This is a genomic window from Clostridium thermarum (assembly GCF_006351925.1).
Taxonomy (GTDB): Bacteria; Bacillota; Clostridia; order Clostridiales; family Clostridiaceae; genus Clostridium_AU; species Clostridium_AU thermarum.
The window spans coordinates 1,585,319-1,604,114 of the sequence record NZ_CP040924.1; the positions used below are offsets into that span (position 1 = coordinate 1,585,319).

Genomic DNA, 18,796 nt, shown 5'->3' on the forward strand with positions numbered 1-18,796 from the left:
GGAAAGCGGTGGAAGGTAGAAATAAAAAAGGTTATATATGTGGTATAAACGGACCGGTAGTTGTGGCTGAGAAGATGACAGGTTTTGGCATGAGAGAGATGGTTATGGTTGGTGAGAAAAAGTTAATAGGCGAAATAATAATACTTGAAGGTGATAATGCAACTATACAAGTTTATGAAGAAACCGCTGGCCTAAAGGTTGGGGAGGAAATAACCGCAACAGGAAGACCACTTAGTTTAAAGCTTGGGCCAGGTATACTGGGCAATATTTTTGACGGTATACAACGGCCACTATTGAGAATAGATGAAATTTCTCAGGGGTTTATCCCTGAGGGCATAGGTCTTATAACCTTGGACAGTGATAAATTGTGGGATGTAGAAGTAACCGTTGAAGAAGGCCAATATCTTAAAGCGGGCAGTGTATATGCTGTTGTTCAGGAAACGCCTTTAATAAAGCATAAGCTAATGTTACCGCCGGGGATGGAAGGCACAGTAACAAAAGCACTGCCAAGTGGATCTTATAATATAGAAACAAAGATAATAGCTATAAAGCATAGCTATGGAACAGAAGAGCTCAAATTGTATCAGATGTGGCCCGTCAGAGTTCCCAGACCGGTAAGGTGCAGAAAATCCATAGAAATACCATTGATTACCGGTCAAAGAATACTGGATACTTTCTTTCCCATAGCTAAAGGAGGGACTGTTGCTATACCCGGTGGTTTTGGTACGGGAAAAACCATGACCCAACACCAGCTTGCCAAGTGGTCTGATGCAGATGTCATCGTATATATAGGCTGCGGAGAAAGAGGCAATGAGATGACAGAAGTGTTGGAAGATTTCCCTAAGTTAGTGGATCCTAAAACCGGACTCCCCTTGATGAAAAGAACGGTTTTGATAGCAAATACCTCAAATATGCCGGTTGCTGCAAGAGAAGCCAGCATCTACACCGGAATTACAATTGCTGAATACTATCGAGATATGGGACTTCATGTAGCAATAATGGCAGATTCTACCTCCAGATGGGCTGAGGCACTGAGGGAGATTTCCGGAAGATTGGAAGAGATGCCTGCGGAGGAGGGATATCCGGCTTATTTATCCTCTAGGTTGGCTGAATTTTATGAAAGAGCCGGATATGTTGAGAATTTAAATGGAACTGATGGATCCATAACAGTAATAGGGGCAGTATCCCCTGCCGGTGGAGACTTTTCTGAACCTGTTACCCAAAATACAAAACGATTTGTAAGTGCTTTTTTAAGTCTAGACAGAAAACTGGCTTATTCAAGACACTATCCCGCAATAAACTGGTTATCCAGCTATAGCGGTTACATTCCACTGCTAAAGGAATGGTACGAGGAAAATGTGGCAAAGGATATGATACCTTCAAGAAATAAAATGATGAAGATATTATCGGAAGAAAGTAAACTCCAGGAGATAGTAAAGCTGGTTGGCGAGGACGTGCTGCCGGATGATCAAAGACTGATCTTGGAGACAGCTAAACTCATAAAGGTAGCATTTCTTCAGCAAAATGCCTATCATGCTGAAGACACTTATGTGCCGCTGAATAAGCAATATAAAATGCTGAAGGTCATTGAGAAATTTTATGACCTGGCATACAAGAACATAAAAATTGGAGCTCCCATCTCCAAGGTCAAGGATAAGAGCATTTTTGAAGAGATCAATAAAATGAAATACAATGTTTCCAATACAGATCTATCAAAACTAGATGAACTTGAGAATAGGATAGAAAGTTTTTATGAAGGGCTATATAAGAATTATGAACAGGAGGGACTGCTTTGAAAAAGGAATACTTAATCCTGGACAAGATAAAAGGTCCTCTTCTAATACTCTCAGGAGTTGAAAATGCTGCCTATGACGAGATGGTAGATATAGTTGTAGAGGGAAGATACCGAAAAAAAGGAAGGGTAGTTCAAATATATGAAGACAAGGTTGTCATTCAGATATTTGAGGCAACAACAGGGATGTCTGTAGACAACTGTGCTGTTACCTTCACCGGACGTCCCCTGGAAATAGCATTGAGCAGAGAAATACTGGGTCGTGAATTTAATGGTATCGGTGCTCCACGGGATGGAGGAAATGAAATCTACAGCAGCAAAAAATATAACATCAACGGTAGGCCAATGAATCCAGTTGCCAGAAAATATCCAAGAAACTATATCCAGACGGGAATTTCCTCCATAGATTGTTTAACCACACTCATAAGGGGGCAGAAGTTGCCTATATTTACTGGTAATGGGATGCCTCATAACGAACTGGCCTCTCAGATTATTAGACAGGCGACCATCAGTGGAGCCAATAGTGAAAACTTTGCAATAGTTTTTGCGGCCATGGGCCTAAAACATGATGATGCAGATTTTTTCAGAAGGAGCTTTCTAGAAGCCGGAGTATTAGACCGAGTGGTTACATACATGAACTTGGCTGATGACCCAATTGTTGAAAGAATTACAACACCCCGCTGTGCCCTTACAGCAGCAGAATACCTTGCCTTTGAAGAAGGCATGCACATTTTAGTAATCATGAATGACCTCACAAATTACTGCGAAGCTTTGAGAGAAATATCTTCTTTAAAAGAAGAAGTGCCTAGCAGAAAGGGCTACCCCGGATATCTATATTCAGATTTGGCCTCCCTTTATGAAAGAGCCGGTATGATGGAGGGGAAAAACGGATCAATAACTCAGATACCAATAGTGTCCATGCCAAATGACGATATTACACACCCCATACCTGATTTAACGGGCTTTATTACTGAAGGCCAAATAGTTCTCAGCAGAGCCTTGTACCAAAAGGACTTATATCCACCGGTGAATATACTGCCTTCACTGTCCAGACTGATGAAGGATGGCATAGGTGAAGGATATACCAGGGAAGACCATGCAGAAGTGGCCAGCCAAATCTTTTCAGCCTATTCCAGAGTACAGGAAATAATAGCTCTGGCTCAAGTAATAGGGGAAGATGAACTTTCAGATACAGATAAGTTATATATGGAATTTGGCAGAGCCCTGGAAGAGAAGTTTCTAAAACAAGGCTATGAGGAAAACAGAACCATAACAGAAACTCTTGACATAGCCTGGAAGGTACTTTCAATACTGCCTAAAACGGAACTTGACAGAATCAGCCCAGCCATTATTGAAAAATACTATTTAATTCTTAATCAGTAAAAGGGGGTTACACATGGAAAACATTGCGCCTACCAAATCCAATCTCATAAGTGCTCAGAGCTCTTTGGAGTTTTCCCAAAAGGGCTATGAGCTTTTGGATAAAAAACGAAATGTACTTATTCGAGAGATGATGTCTTATGTTGATAGGGCAGAAAGGCTTCAAAATAGTGTAAATGACATTTTCGGAGCTGCATATGATGCGCTGAGAAAGGCTAATATTACCGTAGGAATCTCCACAGTAGAGGATATAGCCTTAGCAATACCAGAGGAGAAAAACTTTGACATTATATATAAAAGTGTTATGGGCGTTGAGGTTCCTCATATAAGGTACACCAAGAAAGAAATTCAGCCTGAATATGGCTTTTATAGGAGCAATTCTGCTATGGACCTTGCCTACGAAAAGTTTAATGAGGTAAAGTATCTTATTTATGAGTTGGCAGAAGTGGAAAATGCCATTTTTAAACTGGCCATGGAGATCAAGAAGACCCAAAAAAGAGCTAATGCACTGGAAAATATACAAATTCCTAAATTCAAGGAGATCGTAAAGTATATTGGAGAAGTACTGGAGGAGAAAGAAAGAGAGGATTTTTTCAGACTCAAGGTGGTTAAGAACAATAAAGAGAGTTAATAGTTAATTGACTCTGAAATTTTTTGGTGTTAGAATTTGCTAAGAATATATTTTTTTATTACAAGTGGGGTAGATTAAATGGAGGAAAAGTATCATTTGGGGATGGATGTAGGATCAACCACAGTTAAGATGGTAATATTAGATAAGAACTATAAAATAGTTTTTAGCGAATACAGGAGACACTTTTCTGATATAAAAAAGACCATAATAGATTTATTTCAGGAAGCATATGATAGGTTTTCAAATAGTGAAGTGACGATTATGGTAACAGGCTCCGGAGGAATGTCTGTTTCAAAATGGATGAATATATCATTTATTCAGGAGGTTATTGCCTGTACTCATACTGTTGAAACTTATATACCTGAAACTGATGTGGCAATCGAGTTAGGGGGAGAAGATGCCAAAATAACATATTTTAAAGGTGGACTAGAGCAGAGGATGAATGGGACCTGTGCCGGGGGAACCGGGGCATTTATTGATCAGATGGCCTCTCTCCTCCAAACCGATGCCTTAGGCTTAAACGAGCTGGCCAAGAATTATAAGGTCATTTATCCTATAGCTGCCCGCTGCGGGGTTTTTGCTAAGACTGATATTCAGCCCTTACTAAATGAGGGAGCTGCCAAAGAAGATATTGCAGCATCTATATTTCAATCCGTAGTAAATCAAACTATCAGCGGTCTTGCCTGTGGGAAACCAATTAAAGGAAATGTTGCCTTTTTAGGCGGTCCCTTATACTTTTTATCTGAACTGAGAAAAAGATTTAAAGAAACCTTGAACTTAAACGAAGAACAGGTTATTTTTCCTGAAAACTCTCAACTTTTTGTAGCCATGGGTGCAGCACTTAAGTCTTCAGACCTATTGCCGCAGCTTTTCTCCGATGTTATAAACAGGGTATCGTCCATTGGTGAGGTTAAAGATGTAGAAATCCCAAGACTTAGACCCCTCTTTAAGGATGAAGAGGAACTGGCGGAGTTTAAAGCAAGACATAAGGAACATAGAGCGGTAAGGGGAGATTTAACCTCCTACTCAGGAAAGGCCTACATAGGCATAGATGCGGGATCTACAACAACAAAGGCAGTACTCATCGGTGATGAGGGACAGCTTTTATACTCATACTATGGCAGCAATCAAGGAAGTCCTTTGAATCAGGTTGTTTTTATATTAAAGGACCTGTATAGCAAACTGCCAGAAAAGGTGGTAATAGCTAATGCTGCTGTAACCGGCTATGGTGAGGCTTTAATCCAGGAGGCCTTAAAAGTAGATATCGGCGAAATTGAAACCATTGCTCACTATAAGGCAGCAGATTTTTTCCTTCCCGGAGTTGACTTTATATTAGATATTGGTGGACAAGATATGAAGTGTTTGAGAATAAAGGATGGGGTTATAGACAGTATTTTATTAAATGAGGCTTGTTCCTCAGGCTGCGGTTCCTTTATAGAAACCTTTGCCCATTCCTTGAGTATGTCTGTAGATAGCTTTGCAAAGGAAGCTTTGAAGTCTCAACATCCGGTGGACCTTGGTTCAAGATGCACTGTTTTCATGAACTCCAGAGTCAAGCAGGCTCAAAAGGAAGGAGCCTCTGTGGGAGATATATCCGGAGGTCTATCCTATTCGGTAATAAAAAATGCCCTGCAAAAGGTTATTAAGATTAGAAACTCGGAAGAAATGGGAAAGAAGATAATTGTGCAAGGAGGTACCTTTTACAACGATGCGGTACTTAGAAGTTTCGAGCTTGTGGCCGGCAGAAATGCTGTACGTCCTGACATTGCAGGCCTTATGGGGGCTTTTGGGGCAGCGTTGATTGCCATGGAAAGATGGTCTGAAGGACATACAAGCAGCATCCTTGGGGAAGATATGTTGGAGGACTTCAAGTACGAAAGCTCTATGAAACGCTGCGGCCTTTGCGGAAACAATTGTCTGTTAACTATCAATATTTTCAATGATGGGGGACAATTCATATCCGGAAACCGATGTGAAAGAGGTCTGGGCATTGTAGAGAAAAAAGAGGAAATACCTAACCTCTATGATTATAAGTATAAGAGGCTTTTTAAATATAAACCGCTGAAAAAGGAAGAAGCGAAAAGAGGTACAGTTGGTATACCTAGGGTTCTAAATATCTATGAAAATTATCCCTTCTGGTTTACACTGTTTACCAGCTTGGGCTTTAGAGTAGAGCTTTCACAAAGGTCATCCAAGGAAGTGTATGAGTTGGGAATTGAGACAATACCTTCAGAATCTGTATGCTATCCAGCCAAAATAGTTCATGGACACATAATGAGTTTATTTAACAGAGGTATTGATTTTATATTTTATCCTTCAATCCCCTTTGAGAGGAAGGAGGATAAAAATGCGGACAACCATTATAACTGTCCTATAGTTACATCTTATCCTGAAGTCATTAAGAATAACATGGATATTTTAAAGGAAAGAAAAATTCTATTTATGAATCCTTTCTTTTCATTAAATAATAAGGAAAAACTAAAAGTGAGGATTTTTGACGAATTAAGGAGTTTTAACCTTACCCGGAAAGAAGTTGATCTTGCTGTAGAAGCGGCCTGGAGTGAAAGAGATAACTTTGAGCGAGATATAAGGGCTAAGGGAGAAGAAACTTTGGAATACTTAAAGAAGACGGGTAAGAAGGGCATAGTGCTTAGTGGACGCCCATATCACATTGATCCTGAAATAAACCATGGCATACCCAATATTATTACAGGTTTTGGTATGGCCGTGTTAACAGAGGATTCCGTGGGTCACTTGGCTACTGTTGAAAGACCTTTGAGGGTAGTAGATCAATGGGTTTACCATTCCAGACTATATAGGGCTGCAACCTTTGTGGCTTCCCAGGATAATCTGGAATTAATTCAGTTAAATTCTTTTGGCTGCGGCTTAGATGCGGTAACCACAGACCAGGTTCAGGAAATATTGCAGGAAAAGGGGAAAATTTACACTGTATTAAAGATTGACGAGGGCAACAACCTGGCAGCTGCCAGAATAAGAATCAGATCCTTAAAGGCTGCTATGGAGGAGAGAGAAAGAAACTCTTACATCAGGAAGCCTCAGCTGACAAAGTACAGAAGAGTACCCTTCACAAAGGAGATGAAGAAAAATCACACCATCCTGGCACCTGAGATGTCTCCTATCCACTTTCAGTTTTTAGAGGTGGCTTTCAGAGAGTCAGGCTATAATGTGGTTGTATTACCGTCCATTGATAAAAATGCGGTGGAGGAAGGGTTAAAATATGTAAACAATGATGCCTGCTATCCTTCTATAATAGTGGTAGGCCAGATTATTGAAGCCTTAAAATCTGGTAAGTATGATCTAAAGAATACCTCAGTGATGATTACACAAACCGGCGGAGGCTGCAGAGCCACTAACTATATCGGATTCTTGAGAAAGGCCTTGGCGGATGCTGGCTATACAGATATTCCTGTAATATCTTTAAATTTTGTAGGACTAGAAAAAAACCCAGGATTTAAAATAGCACCGGGACTTATAAACAAGGCCTTGATTGCTTTAACCTATGGAGATTTACTCATGAGGGTTTTATATAGGGTAAGGCCCTATGAAAAAATTAAAGGTTCTGCCAATGCTTTGTATGAGAGCTGGGTAGAAATATGTAAAGCCTCGGTAAGAAGTGGAGACCATAAAACCTTCAAAAACAATATTTACAGTATTGTCAGAGATTTTGACAGCTTGGAACTGTGTTACGTGAAGAAACCTAAGGTTGGACTGGTAGGTGAAATACTGGTTAAGTTCCACCCAACTGCCAATAACAGTGTAGTTGAGATAATTGAAAATGAAGGAGCAGAGGCTGTGATGCCGGACCTTATAGATTTTCTACTTTATTGCTCCTATGATGCAAACTTTAAGTATAACTACTTGGAGGGGACTAAAAAAGCACAATTGGCAAGAAGTGTGGTGGTCAAAGGCATAGAATTTTATAGAAAACATATGAAAGAAGCCCTAAGCAAAAGTAAGCGCTTTGAACCTCCAAGATCTATAGAGGAGTTAGCGGAAGGAGCGTATAAGATACTGTCACTGGGAAATCAGACCGGGGAGGGCTGGTTCTTGACGGCGGAAATGGTTGAACTTATTGAAAGCGGTGTAGAAAATATTATCTGCATGCAGCCATTTGCCTGTCTGCCTAACCATGTAACTGGTAAGGGAATGATTAAGGCCTTAAAGGAAAGATACCCGCTGGCCAATATAACTGCAGTAGATTACGATCCCGGAGCCAGTGAAGTAAATCAGCTAAACCGAATAAAATTAATGCTGGCAGCCGCCTTTAAGAATTTGGAGCTTAAAGGGGCAGAGGAACTACAGAAGAATATTGCTGTTGACGAGGTTGCGGGAAGCAAAGCTTAATTAATTTGTTCTTGACAGATAAGGAATAAAGTTTATAATTATAGTGAATAAAATTACATAGGATAAATAAGCATTGATAAAGAGGAGTAAAAGTAGTTGCTGTATTTAGAGAGAAGGGTTCGTAGGCTGCAAGACCCTTTATATAGTACACTTTGAAGGTAGCTTTTGAGCTTCTTTGCTGAAAGTTTAGTGAGTAGGCAAGGACGGTTTTCAACCGTTAGTTTTTGAGAGCCCATTATTTTGTGGGAATAAAGGTGGTACCGCGGGTTTTCGTCCTTTTTGGATGAAAACTCTTTTTTATTAATGGGTTTATTAAAATTTATCTAATAAACAGGGAACTTGTTCCCTTAAGTATCCAGCTGGAAAAATCAATAAATAAACGGGAGGATGTAAAATGGAAGAAAAGCTAACATTATCTACTACCTATAATCCAAAAGAATTTGAAGAGAGAATATACAAAAACTGGGAGGATAACAAATACTTCACTCCAGATGTTGATAAGACCAAAAAGCCCTTTACCATTGTGATGCCGCCGCCAAATATCACCGGTAAGCTCCATCTTGGTCACGCTCTGGACAATACACTGCAGGATATGCTCATAAGATATAAGAGAATGCAGGGTTTTAGCACACTTTGGCTGCCAGGTGAAGACCACGCCAGTATAGCAACAGAAGTAAAGGTTGAAAATGAACTTTTAAAGCAAGGTCTTAAGAAAAAGGAAATGGGTAGAGAAGCCTTTTTGGAAAAGGTTTGGGAGTGGACTCATGAATATAGGGACAGAATAAGACAACAGCTAAAGAAAATGGGCTGTTCTGCAGACTTTACAAGAGAAGCCTTCACCATGGATGAGAACTTAAACAGAGCTGTAAGACATGTTTTTGTAAAGTTATATAATGAAGGATTGATTTATCAAGGAAACAGAATCACAAACTGGTGTCCAAAATGTCAGACAGCCCTATCTGATGCAGAGATAGAATACAATGAGCAGGAAGGAAACTTCTGGCACATTAAATATCCGGTAATAGGCAGTGACGAATTTCTTGAAATAGCTACTACACGACCGGAAACTATGCTTGGAGATACCGCTGTTGCAGTAAATCCTTCAGATGAGAGATATAGCCACCTTATAGGTAAGAAACTCTTACTGCCATTAGTTAACAGAGAAATACCAGTAATAGCAGATGACTATGTTGATAAGGAATTTGGTACTGGTGCTGTAAAGATAACACCTGCTCATGACCCAAATGACTACGAAGTTGGTAAGAGACACAATTTAACAGAAATAAATGTAATGAATGAAAACGGAACAATAAATGAACTTGGCGGAAAGTATGCCGGCATGGATAGATATGAAGCCAGAAAGGCTATCATTGAAGACTTGAAGAATGAAGGCTATCTTGTAAAGATTAAACCACACGTTCACAATGTAGGAACTCATGATAGATGTAACTCAGTAGTTGAACCAATGATTTCAAAACAGTGGTATGTTAAGATGGAATCCTTAGCTAAGCCGGCCATCGAAGCTGTTAGAAATAAGTCTACTCAATTTGTACCTGAGAGATTTGAAAAGATCTACTATAACTGGATGGAAAATATACAGGACTGGTGTATATCAAGACAGCTCTGGTGGGGACATAGAATTCCGGTTTGGTACTGCGGGGACTGCGGTGAAATCACTGTAGCAGAAGAAACTCCAAAGACCTGCTGCAAGTGCGGTAGTGATAAGCTCACACAGGATAAAGACGTGTTGGATACTTGGTTCAGTTCAGCCCTATGGCCATTCTCCACACTGGGCTGGCCTGAGAAGACTGAGGATCTGGAATATTTCTATCCAACCAACGTACTTGTAACCGGTTATGATATAATCTTCTTCTGGGTTGCCAGAATGATCTTCTCAGGAATTCATAACATGGGAGAGACACCTTTTGACACCGTACTTATACATGGAATAATAAGAGACTCAGAAGGAAGAAAGATGTCGAAATCCCTAGGAAATGGAGTAGATCCTCTAGATGTTATCGACACCTATGGTGCAGATGCACTAAGATTTAGCTTGGTAACAGGTAGTGCACCGGGAAATGATATAAGATATTATCCTGAAAAAGTTGAAGCTGCAAGAAACTTTGCCAACAAGATATGGAATGCTTCAAGATTTGTTATGATGAATCTGGATAAGACTTTGATGGAACAGGAAAAGGATTCAAAGGATTATACCATTGCTGATAGATGGATACTATCCAGATTGAATACAGTGGTTAAGGAAGTTACCGAAAATATAGAAAAATATGAGCTAGGTATAGCCCTACAAAAGGTATATGACTTCTTATGGTCTGAGTTCTGTGACTGGTATATAGAACTTTCAAAGCCTGTATTATATGGAGATAATCAAAAGGCAAAAGGGGTAACCTATAATGTATTGCATACTGTGCTAACAGCAGGATTACAGCTGCTTCACCCTGTAATGCCATTCATAACAGAAGAGATATATACTCACTTGGATTGTGAATATAAATCAATCACTATTTCTAAATGGCCACAATACAAGGCTGCAGCTTACGATGAGGAAGCAGAAACTCAAATGGGCTACATAATTGATGCCATCAAGGGCATAAGAAATGCCAGGGCAGAAATGAACGTTCCAAACTCCAAGAAGTCAAAGCTCCTTGCTTATGTAAAGGAAGAGTCAGCATCAGCCTTTGAAGAAGGAAAAATATATTTTGAAAAATTAGCTTCTGTAAGCGAGCTGTCCATCATTAACAGCAAGGAAAATATTCCTCAAAATGCTGTATCTGTAGTTACTGAGGGAGCAGAACTATTTATGCCGCTGTTTGACTTAATCGACAGGGAAAAGGAAATGGAGAGATTAAATAAAGAAAAAGAAAAACTCTTGGGAGAAATAAACAGAGTTGAGAAAAAACTTTCCAACCCAAGCTTTGTCAACAAGGCACCTCAGAACGTAGTTGAGGAAGAGAAACAGAAGGGCGAGAAGTATAAGGAAATGCTTCAGGCAGTACTGGAAAGAATCGAAAAACTCGGTTAGATACAATTAAGAATGAAAAATTAAAAATGAAGGTAGAAATTCAGCTGAGCTGAATTTCTACTATTTTTTATATATAGATTTTTCGTAGTGAACCGGAGAAAAATCCTCCATAATCTTAATTCTTAATTCAAAAAGCCTTTTAGAAATTTAGAAGGGGAATTTAAATTTTATAAGTCTGATATATGACATATTAGTCCGTTACATCATAGTATACTGTGTGAGATTAATTATTGCAATGGCGCAATTGGGGTGATAATATGGACTTTTTACTTATCTGTAATAGGGGTTCCGACAATTTATCCAAAATAAATCTCAAGAGCTTTAAAGAAGAAGCTAGGATTTCACTGTGCAAGTCTTGTACAAAGGCTGGACCACATGGTATATGCAGTTGGAAGGGAGCTGTTATTACTGCCAATAGCTATGACAGCAGTATATCGATAGTGGATGTTATGGCCTCTGAATCAATGGAAGAGTATTATATCGGCGGAAACTGCAATGATGTAGCAGTATTTAAAAATGATGCCTATATAACCTGCGGTGAAAGTAATAATATCGTTGTCTTTGATTTGGAAAATAAGAGGATAATAGAAGACATACCAGTTGGAATTCTTCCTCACAGCATCGAAATTAACTATGCCTTGGGCTTAATGGCTATAACCAATATGGAAAATGACACTGTTACCATATTAGACTGCCATAGCAAGGAGATATTAAAGAATATACCGGTAGGAAGTTATCCGACAAGTGCCATATTTTCAAGAGATAATAAGTATATATTCGTATGTGAAAGTCACCTGGGTAGTGATTACAACGGTTTTATTAATGTAATTTCAACAGATACCCTTTCATCTACTAGAAGAATTGAAGCAGGAAAAAGTCCAATAGATGTATTCAATGAAGACAAAATGTGTTATGTGGCGAATTTTAGTGAAGGCTATGTAAGTTTCATCTATTTAGAGGATATGGAAGTTGTAAAAAGAGCTTTTGTGGGAGGAATGCCAAGAAGTATAAAAAGGAAGGGGCGATTCCTGTATATTGCCGACAATTATGACAATCAACTGATCAGATATGATATCTTTAATAATAAAAAACAGGCCATATCTATAGGAAAAGAACCTATAGGTATGACGCTGATTTAGTATTGAAGTAAGGTTTTCATTATGTCGTTGTAGATCTTTGAAGAGTTAGATTTCCAATTTTGACATAGGTCAATGGCATGCTTCTTGGAAGGCACATTAACCTTGATATCTATAAGTGTCAGATCATTCTCTTGGGCTTTCAGACTAACAATGAAAATATTATTATTTTCGATGGTATAATCAGCGTGTAGATAGGTTTCCTTTTTAATGACGTCTAGTTTTCCTTTTATATAGTCCTCTATCTTTGATATCAAATCTTCAGGTATTCTGGACACGAACATGGATAGAACCTTTTTTCCCTTGTCTGTTATAGTGAGAGCTTTCTTTTCATTTAAATTAAGAGTTTCCATAAATCCTGAACTATGGAGCTCCGAAAGGTACTGTTGAAGTAGAAAATAATTTACAAGGTTATTTTCTAGCACTATTTGTATAAGTTGACTTTTTGGTATGGGCATACCTATTTTATCTAAAATGTATAATATAATTAATTTATTTTCCGCTAATTGATTTAAATCATCAAACATCCCAATCTTCCTCCTTAATCAACAGCTTACTAAAAATTCATACGATTAATTATATCACAAAAAAGGGTAACTAAAAAAGTTGCCCTTTAAAGATTTTAATTTCATATTATTCTCACCAAGGAATATAATCTATTGAGCAATTTATTAGGAGGATGAGATATTGGTCATATTAATTAGAAAAGGAAAGGTGAAAAAAGGGATTACCGCTGTGGTATTGTTGATAACCACAGTATTTTTTCTGGTGGCTGCAAATATTAGAAGTAATAGGGTATTCTCAACAATAAAGCGGAAACTGCCCATATACTCAGTAGACACTGATGAAAAAAAGATAGCAATCACCTTTGACGCCAGTTGGAGAGAGGATAACACGGAAGAAATTATTAAAATTTTGGACAAGTATAACGTAAAGGCAACCTTTTTTTTGGTAGGAACATGGGTGGATGCAAATCCTGACAAGCTAAAACTGCTATATGAAAAGGGGCATGAGCTAGGAAACCATACCAATAGTCATCCCGATATGAACAATATCTCCAGCAGTGCCTTGATAAAGGAAATAGAGATTGCAGATGGGAAGATAAAAAAAATTATAGGCAAGGGTACAGAACTCTTTAGATGTCCAAGTGGAGCATATAATGATTTAATAATTTCTACAGTAGAGAGTACCAATAGGTTTTGCATTCAATGGGATGTGGACAGTATAGATTGGAAAAATGAAGGACAACGTATAGAATTTGACCGAGTAATAAATAAAACCAAGCCCGGATCCATATTGCTCTTCCACAGTGAAGCAAAACATACTATAAAGAACTTGCCCTTAATTATAGAATACTTCCAGAAAAAAGGCTATAGTATGGTGACAGTTTCAGAATTAATTTATAAAAAAGATTACATAATTGATAGTAATGGTAAACAAATTTCTAATAAGTAATTGCAATATAGCGTAAAAATGTATTATAATGGAATAGTGTAATGTGCTGTAATTTTTTTCAAGGGGTTAAAAAGATATTACTAATTATAGATATAAAAATAGTAATATTTTTAAATACAAATGAATAATTATCTTTTGTAAAACAAATTTAAAACCAAGGGAGAGAGGGGTTTAGATGGACAATTTAATGCTAAACAATAAAATTTACTTAGAAGGGAAGGTTGTCTCAGAACTAGTCTTTAGTCATGAAATGTACGGAGAGGGTTTTTACATATTTAATCTCGAAGTACCAAGGCTCAGTGATACTAAGGATGTACTAGCTATTACTGTTTCGGAAAGACTTCTGACAGGATTAGATTTTAAAGTTGGCAATGATATTATTGTTGAGGGACAACTTAGATCTTATAATAAGTTTGTAGACGGTGCCAATAGACTGATATTGACAGTATTTGCAAGAAATATTGAGCCATGCCTTGAAAAAAGTAAAAATCCAAATCAAATATTCCTAGACGGATTTATTTGCAAGGCTCCGGTTTATAGAACTACACCCTTTGGAAGAGAAATAGCAGATATGCTCTTAGCTGTTAACAGAGCTTATAATAAATCTGACTACATACCGACCATAGCCTGGGGTAGAAATTCAAGATTCTGCCAAACCTTAACCGTTGGAGATAACATTAGGATTTGGGGAAGACTTCAAAGCAGAGAATATCAAAAGAGAATTTCTGAGGAAGAAACAATTAAGAAAGTAGCTTATGAAGTATCAATTTCTAAGATGGAAAAGGTAAACAGAGACAACTGCATTTTAAGCAGTGAAGAAGAGGATGAAAACGAACAAGGCGTAATATAAGATAAAAAAGGGATCTCAGCTTTTCTGAGGTCCCTTGAATTTTAAGCATTATTTTCTTAGGTCATCTAACAATTGTGTCTTGCTCTTGGTCTTGCTATCAACGTACTTTATTATTTTTGCAGGGGTACCGGCAACCACAACACCTTCCGGAACATCCTCTGTTACAACAGAACCGGCAGCAACAACAGAACCTTTTCCAATCTTAACACCTTCAAGTATTACAGCGTTAGCTCCAATTAGTACGTCATCTCCAATTTCGCAGGGAGACTTGCTTGGCGGTTCCAAAACACCAGCTACAACAGCTCCGGCACCCAGGTGTACCCTTTTTCCTAGTTTGCCACGTGCGCCTACCACTGCATTCATATCCACCATTGTACCTTCACCGATTTCAGCACCTATATTGATTACGGCTCCCATCATAACTACGGCATTTTTTTCGATAACTACTTTATCACGAATAATGGCACCGGGTTCTATTCTGGCATCCACTGAAATTAGATTTAACAATGGTATTGCTGAGTTTCTCCTGTCGTTCTCTAACTTATATTTAGAAATTTTATCACTATAGCGTTCAATAAAATCAATAACCTCTTTGCCGTCGCCAAACAAGACATAAAAATTATTTGAACCGAAGACGTCAATATTTCCGAAGCTACAATCCGATAGATCACCACTTATATAAGCTTTTACGGGCGTAGTTTTTTTTGCATCCTTTATGTAACGGGCAATTTCATATGGATCGGTAAGATTATACTCCATATCATCAATCCTTTCCCTAAGTATATAATATAAAAATAATTATAATAAAAAAATGTTAAGAAAGAAAGGTCTTAACATAAAAATATACACAAAAAAACTAAATCTGACATTAAATATTGTCAGATTGATTATTTAATATTATATTAATATAAAATGATTGCGTTGGGGTGGATAAAATGAACGTTAATGTAGAGTCTATAGCTATATCAGGTATAAGAAGGTTTTTTAATAAAGTTGCAGAGGTTCCTGGGGCACTTTCGCTGACAATAGGTGAACCGGATTTTCCTGTACCGCAAGAGATAAAAAATGCCATGATTGAAGCGATAAAAAATGATAAAACAAAATATACTTCTAATATGGGGCTAGATGAGTTGAGAAAGGAGCTAAGTAATTACCTGGCAAAAAAGGATATTCACTATAGTATGGAGGAAATTTGCATAACTGTAGGGGGAAGTGAGGGCCTCTTTAGCGTATTTAATGCACTTATCAACCCTGGTGATGGGGTAATCATACCCTCCATTGCCTATCCCGCCTATGAAAGTATAGTAAAAGTTCTTGGCGGAAGGGTTTTAAACTGTGAAGTCAATGGTGACTTTACATTAAATATTGAAAGTATAAGCAGAATAATAAAAGAACACAACCCCAAGGTTTTAGTGCTTTCCTATCCAAGTAATCCCACGGGAGCGGTTTTAAGTAATAGTGACATGGAGGCCTTGTATGAAATAGGGAAAAATAGTGATCTTACTATTATTAGTGATGAAATGTACAGTGCTTTAATCTTTGATGAGTATTACTCATTAGCCCAAGTGAAAGAACTAAAGGATAAGATAATACTTGTGGGAGGATTTTCAAAGATGTTTTCCATGACCGGACTTAGAATAGGATATGTGTGTGCTGTTGATGTCTATATGAAGCAAATACTTAAGGTACATCAATACAATGTGTCCTGTGCTCCTTCTATAGCACAGTTTGGAGCCTTGGAAGGATTGAGAAAAAGTTTATATCATCTTGATAGTGTGAATAAAGAGCTGAAGAAGAGAGCAGACTATGTATATAAAAGGTTGCAAGGTATGGGATTTGAAGTTGCTGAACCTATGGGAGCCTTTTATATATTTCCAAGTATAAAGAAGTTCAATCTGTGCAGTGAGGAGTTTTGCGAAAGGTTGTTGAAAGAGGCAAAGGTTGCTGTTGTTCCTGGCAATGCTTTTGGTCGGGCAGGTGAAGGTTATATAAGAATTTCCTATTGTTATGGTATGGAAGTACTAAAGCAGGGAATGGATAGAATAGAAAAGTGGCTTAGTAAGATAAAAATATGTGATAATTAAATTGATATTTAACAATGTAAATAATATCATGTTATTAATTATTAGATATTTTGAATGAAAAGTAATTAAAATTTTAATTAATTAATTATCATAATTGACAATGTATTAATTCTATGTTAATATTAATAACAATGAAAGAAGGGAAATTAATTATTAATAATTAAAAGTACTTTAAATAATAAAATTCTTAACTTAAACATAATATTTTTATTAGTTAGATAATAAGTTTTGTGCTTATTAGATAAAAATGCATTTTAAATTAAAAGGGGGAATATCAATGAAAAAAAGAAAATTGCTGACAGTATTAATGGCAGCTGCACTTTCTGTAACAGTATTCATGACTGGTTGCGGAAAGAAAGGCGGCGGGGAAACAACTCCAAGTCCAATCGCAGGCGAAACTCCAGGTAGTGAAACACCAGGACAAGAAGAAATCAAACTTGATGCAGATCAGACAATTAATGTAATAGGTTATGATTTCAAGACACTGGATCCTTCACTAATCAGTGACAGTGAATCCTTTACAACATTAACTAACGTTTACGAATGTTTGGTTAGAGAATCTGTTGAGGATGGCGTAGTTGTTAATAAAATGGCTGGAGCAGAAAGTTTTGAAGTAAGTGAAGATGGTACTGTTTATACTTACAAATTAAGAAAAGAAGCTAAGTGGTCCGATGGACAACCTGTTACTGCTAAAGACTATGAATATTCCTGGAAGAGATTAATCGATCCAAGAACAGCTGCTGACTACATGACTTTCCTTGAAGAAATAGGGGTTAAGGGAGCTAGTGAAGTTATCGCTGCTGCAGAAAAGGGCGATGCTGCTATAGATGAAGCACTTGCTAATTTGGGGGTAAAAGCTATAGATGAGTATACTTTCCAGGTAACTTTAGCACAGCCAACTCCTGCTTTTGAAAGCGCTGTAGCTTTCAAGTGCTTAGCGCCTATAAGAGAAGATTTAGTTAAGGCTCAGGGAGATTCCTTTGGAAACGACCCAGCTACAATGGTATATAACGGACCATTTGTAGTTAGCGAATATGCAAAGGGTTCAAAGATAGTTTACAAGAAGAATCCTAATTACTGGAATGCCGATAGTGTTAAGCTTGAAACAGCTATCGGACATATCATCAATGAAACAGCTACAATCGTAAAGATGTTTGAAGGTAAGGAACTTGATGTTGCTGGTGCAAGTGGTGATGACTTAACAAGACTTAAGAAGCTAGCTGAACAAGGAGAATATCAGTATATTACTGGAACTGATACTACAGCATTCTTCAACTACTTCAATGTAGAAAGACCAGTTATAAAGAATGCTAAAGTAAGACGTGCTTTATCTGCTTCTGCTGATAGACAACAATTCTTAAATGTTGTATTCAAGAGGAATATACCATCATGGGGTATAGTACCAGCTGGAATGCAGGTTTCAGGAAAAGATTACAGAGCACTTGTTGAAGAACCATTAAAGAGTGTTAAGATTGATGATGTTAAGGCTCTATTCATGGAAGGTCTTAAGGAAGAAGGAATAACTGATCCATCAAAACTTAAGATTGAGTTACTAAACGGACCAGCTACAACTAGATCAAAGGCTATTGCTGAATACTGGCAGAAGACTTGGAAAGATACTTTTGGTTTTGAATTAGTTCTTAACTTTGCAGTTGATGCACAGACTTACTTCAAGGAAAGGCAGGCTGGAAACTTTGACATAGTTTCTGGTGGTTGGGGAGCAGACTACAACGATGCAAGTTCATTCTTCGGAGTATTCATATCCAGCAATCCTAACAACAATGGTAATTACAACAATCCAAAGTATGATGAGTTAGTTCTTGCAGCAGCAAAAGAACTGGATGCAGACAAGAGAGTTCAGCTTTACAAAGAAGCGGAAACACTTTTAATTGTTGAAGACGCTGCAGTTCTTCCAACATACTATGCAGATATTCACCAGTTCAGACAGAATTATGTAAAAGGATTCTATATTCCTAAGTTTGGTGGATACTACGATCTATCAGAAACTTATATCTCAGGAAAAGAATGATAATTTCACAACATCAACAGTATAAATATACTGT

12 protein-coding genes and 1 other annotated feature are annotated in these 18,796 nt (G+C 37.7%); of the genes, 10 read left to right on the forward strand and 2 right to left on the reverse strand.

Going from position 1 to position 18,796, the window contains the following annotated elements:
* The first annotated feature begins 8 nt into the window (after positions 1–8).
* The 6 genes from FHY60_RS07135 to FHY60_RS07160 all read left to right on the forward strand — a co-directional run bounded on the left by FHY60_RS07135 (position 9) and on the right by FHY60_RS07160 (position 12,347).
* Positions 9–1,796, forward strand: coding sequence for a V-type ATP synthase subunit A (locus FHY60_RS07135; protein ID WP_139904325.1), 1,788 nt, complete (start codon positions 9–11; stop codon positions 1,794–1,796).
* Positions 1,793–3,175, forward strand: coding sequence for a V-type ATP synthase subunit B (locus FHY60_RS07140; RefSeq protein ID WP_139904326.1), 1,383 nt, complete (start codon positions 1,793–1,795; stop codon positions 3,173–3,175). Before FHY60_RS07135 ends, FHY60_RS07140 begins: the two co-directional genes overlap by 4 nt.
* A gap of 13 nt (positions 3,176–3,188) precedes the next feature.
* Positions 3,189–3,803 carry a V-type ATP synthase subunit D gene (locus tag FHY60_RS07145; protein ID WP_139904327.1) on the forward strand — a complete coding sequence of 205 codons (615 nt, stop codon included), beginning with the start codon at positions 3,189–3,191 and terminating at the stop codon, positions 3,801–3,803.
* Positions 3,804–3,881: 78 nt separating this feature from the next.
* Positions 3,882–8,168, forward strand: a complete 4,287-nt coding sequence (locus FHY60_RS07150) for a 2-hydroxyacyl-CoA dehydratase (RefSeq protein ID WP_139904328.1) — start codon at positions 3,882–3,884, stop codon at positions 8,166–8,168.
* A 64-nt stretch (positions 8,169–8,232) separates the two neighbouring features.
* Positions 8,233–8,449, forward strand: a binding site (T-box leader).
* 113 nt (positions 8,450–8,562) lie between these two features.
* Complete coding sequence (locus FHY60_RS07155) at positions 8,563–11,208, forward strand: valine--tRNA ligase (RefSeq protein WP_139904329.1); 2,646 nt, start codon at positions 8,563–8,565, stop codon at positions 11,206–11,208.
* Positions 11,209–11,465: 257 nt separating this feature from the next.
* Positions 11,466–12,347 carry a YncE family protein gene (locus FHY60_RS07160; protein ID WP_139904330.1) on the forward strand — a complete coding sequence of 294 codons (882 nt, stop codon included), beginning with the start codon at positions 11,466–11,468 and terminating at the stop codon, positions 12,345–12,347.
* Here the strand turns inward: FHY60_RS07160 and FHY60_RS07165 are convergent.
* Positions 12,344–12,871, reverse strand: coding sequence for a DUF4364 family protein (locus FHY60_RS07165; protein ID WP_139904331.1), 528 nt, complete (start codon positions 12,869–12,871; stop codon positions 12,344–12,346). The two genes, FHY60_RS07160 and FHY60_RS07165, sit on opposite strands and share 4 nt — an antisense overlap.
* 160 nt (positions 12,872–13,031) lie before the next feature.
* On the opposite strand from FHY60_RS07165, the gene FHY60_RS07170 reads away from it, so the two are divergent.
* Positions 13,032–13,799, forward strand: a complete 768-nt coding sequence (locus FHY60_RS07170) for a polysaccharide deacetylase family protein (RefSeq protein ID WP_243122249.1) — start codon at positions 13,032–13,034, stop codon at positions 13,797–13,799.
* Positions 13,800–13,974: 175 nt separating this feature from the next.
* Positions 13,975–14,649: a single-stranded DNA-binding protein gene (locus FHY60_RS07175; RefSeq protein WP_139904332.1), complete on the forward strand. Its 675-nt coding sequence runs from the start codon at positions 13,975–13,977 to the stop codon at positions 14,647–14,649.
* A gap of 48 nt (positions 14,650–14,697) precedes the next feature.
* On the opposite strand, the gene dapD is transcribed toward FHY60_RS07175, so the two are convergent.
* Positions 14,698–15,408: a 2,3,4,5-tetrahydropyridine-2,6-dicarboxylate N-acetyltransferase gene (gene dapD / locus FHY60_RS07180; protein WP_139904333.1), complete on the reverse strand. Its 711-nt coding sequence runs from the start codon at positions 15,406–15,408 to the stop codon at positions 14,698–14,700.
* 176 nt (positions 15,409–15,584) lie between these two features.
* Here dapD and FHY60_RS07185 point away from each other — a divergent pair, with 176 nt between their 5' ends.
* Positions 15,585–16,733 carry a pyridoxal phosphate-dependent aminotransferase gene (locus FHY60_RS07185; RefSeq protein ID WP_423243579.1) on the forward strand — a complete coding sequence of 383 codons (1,149 nt, stop codon included), beginning with the start codon at positions 15,585–15,587 and terminating at the stop codon, positions 16,731–16,733.
* Between the two features lie 277 nt (positions 16,734–17,010).
* Positions 17,011–18,762 (forward strand): peptide ABC transporter substrate-binding protein, encoded by a 1,752-nt coding sequence (locus FHY60_RS07190; protein ID WP_163215862.1) that lies wholly within the window; start codon positions 17,011–17,013, stop codon positions 18,760–18,762.
* Positions 18,763–18,796 lie beyond the last annotated feature (34 nt).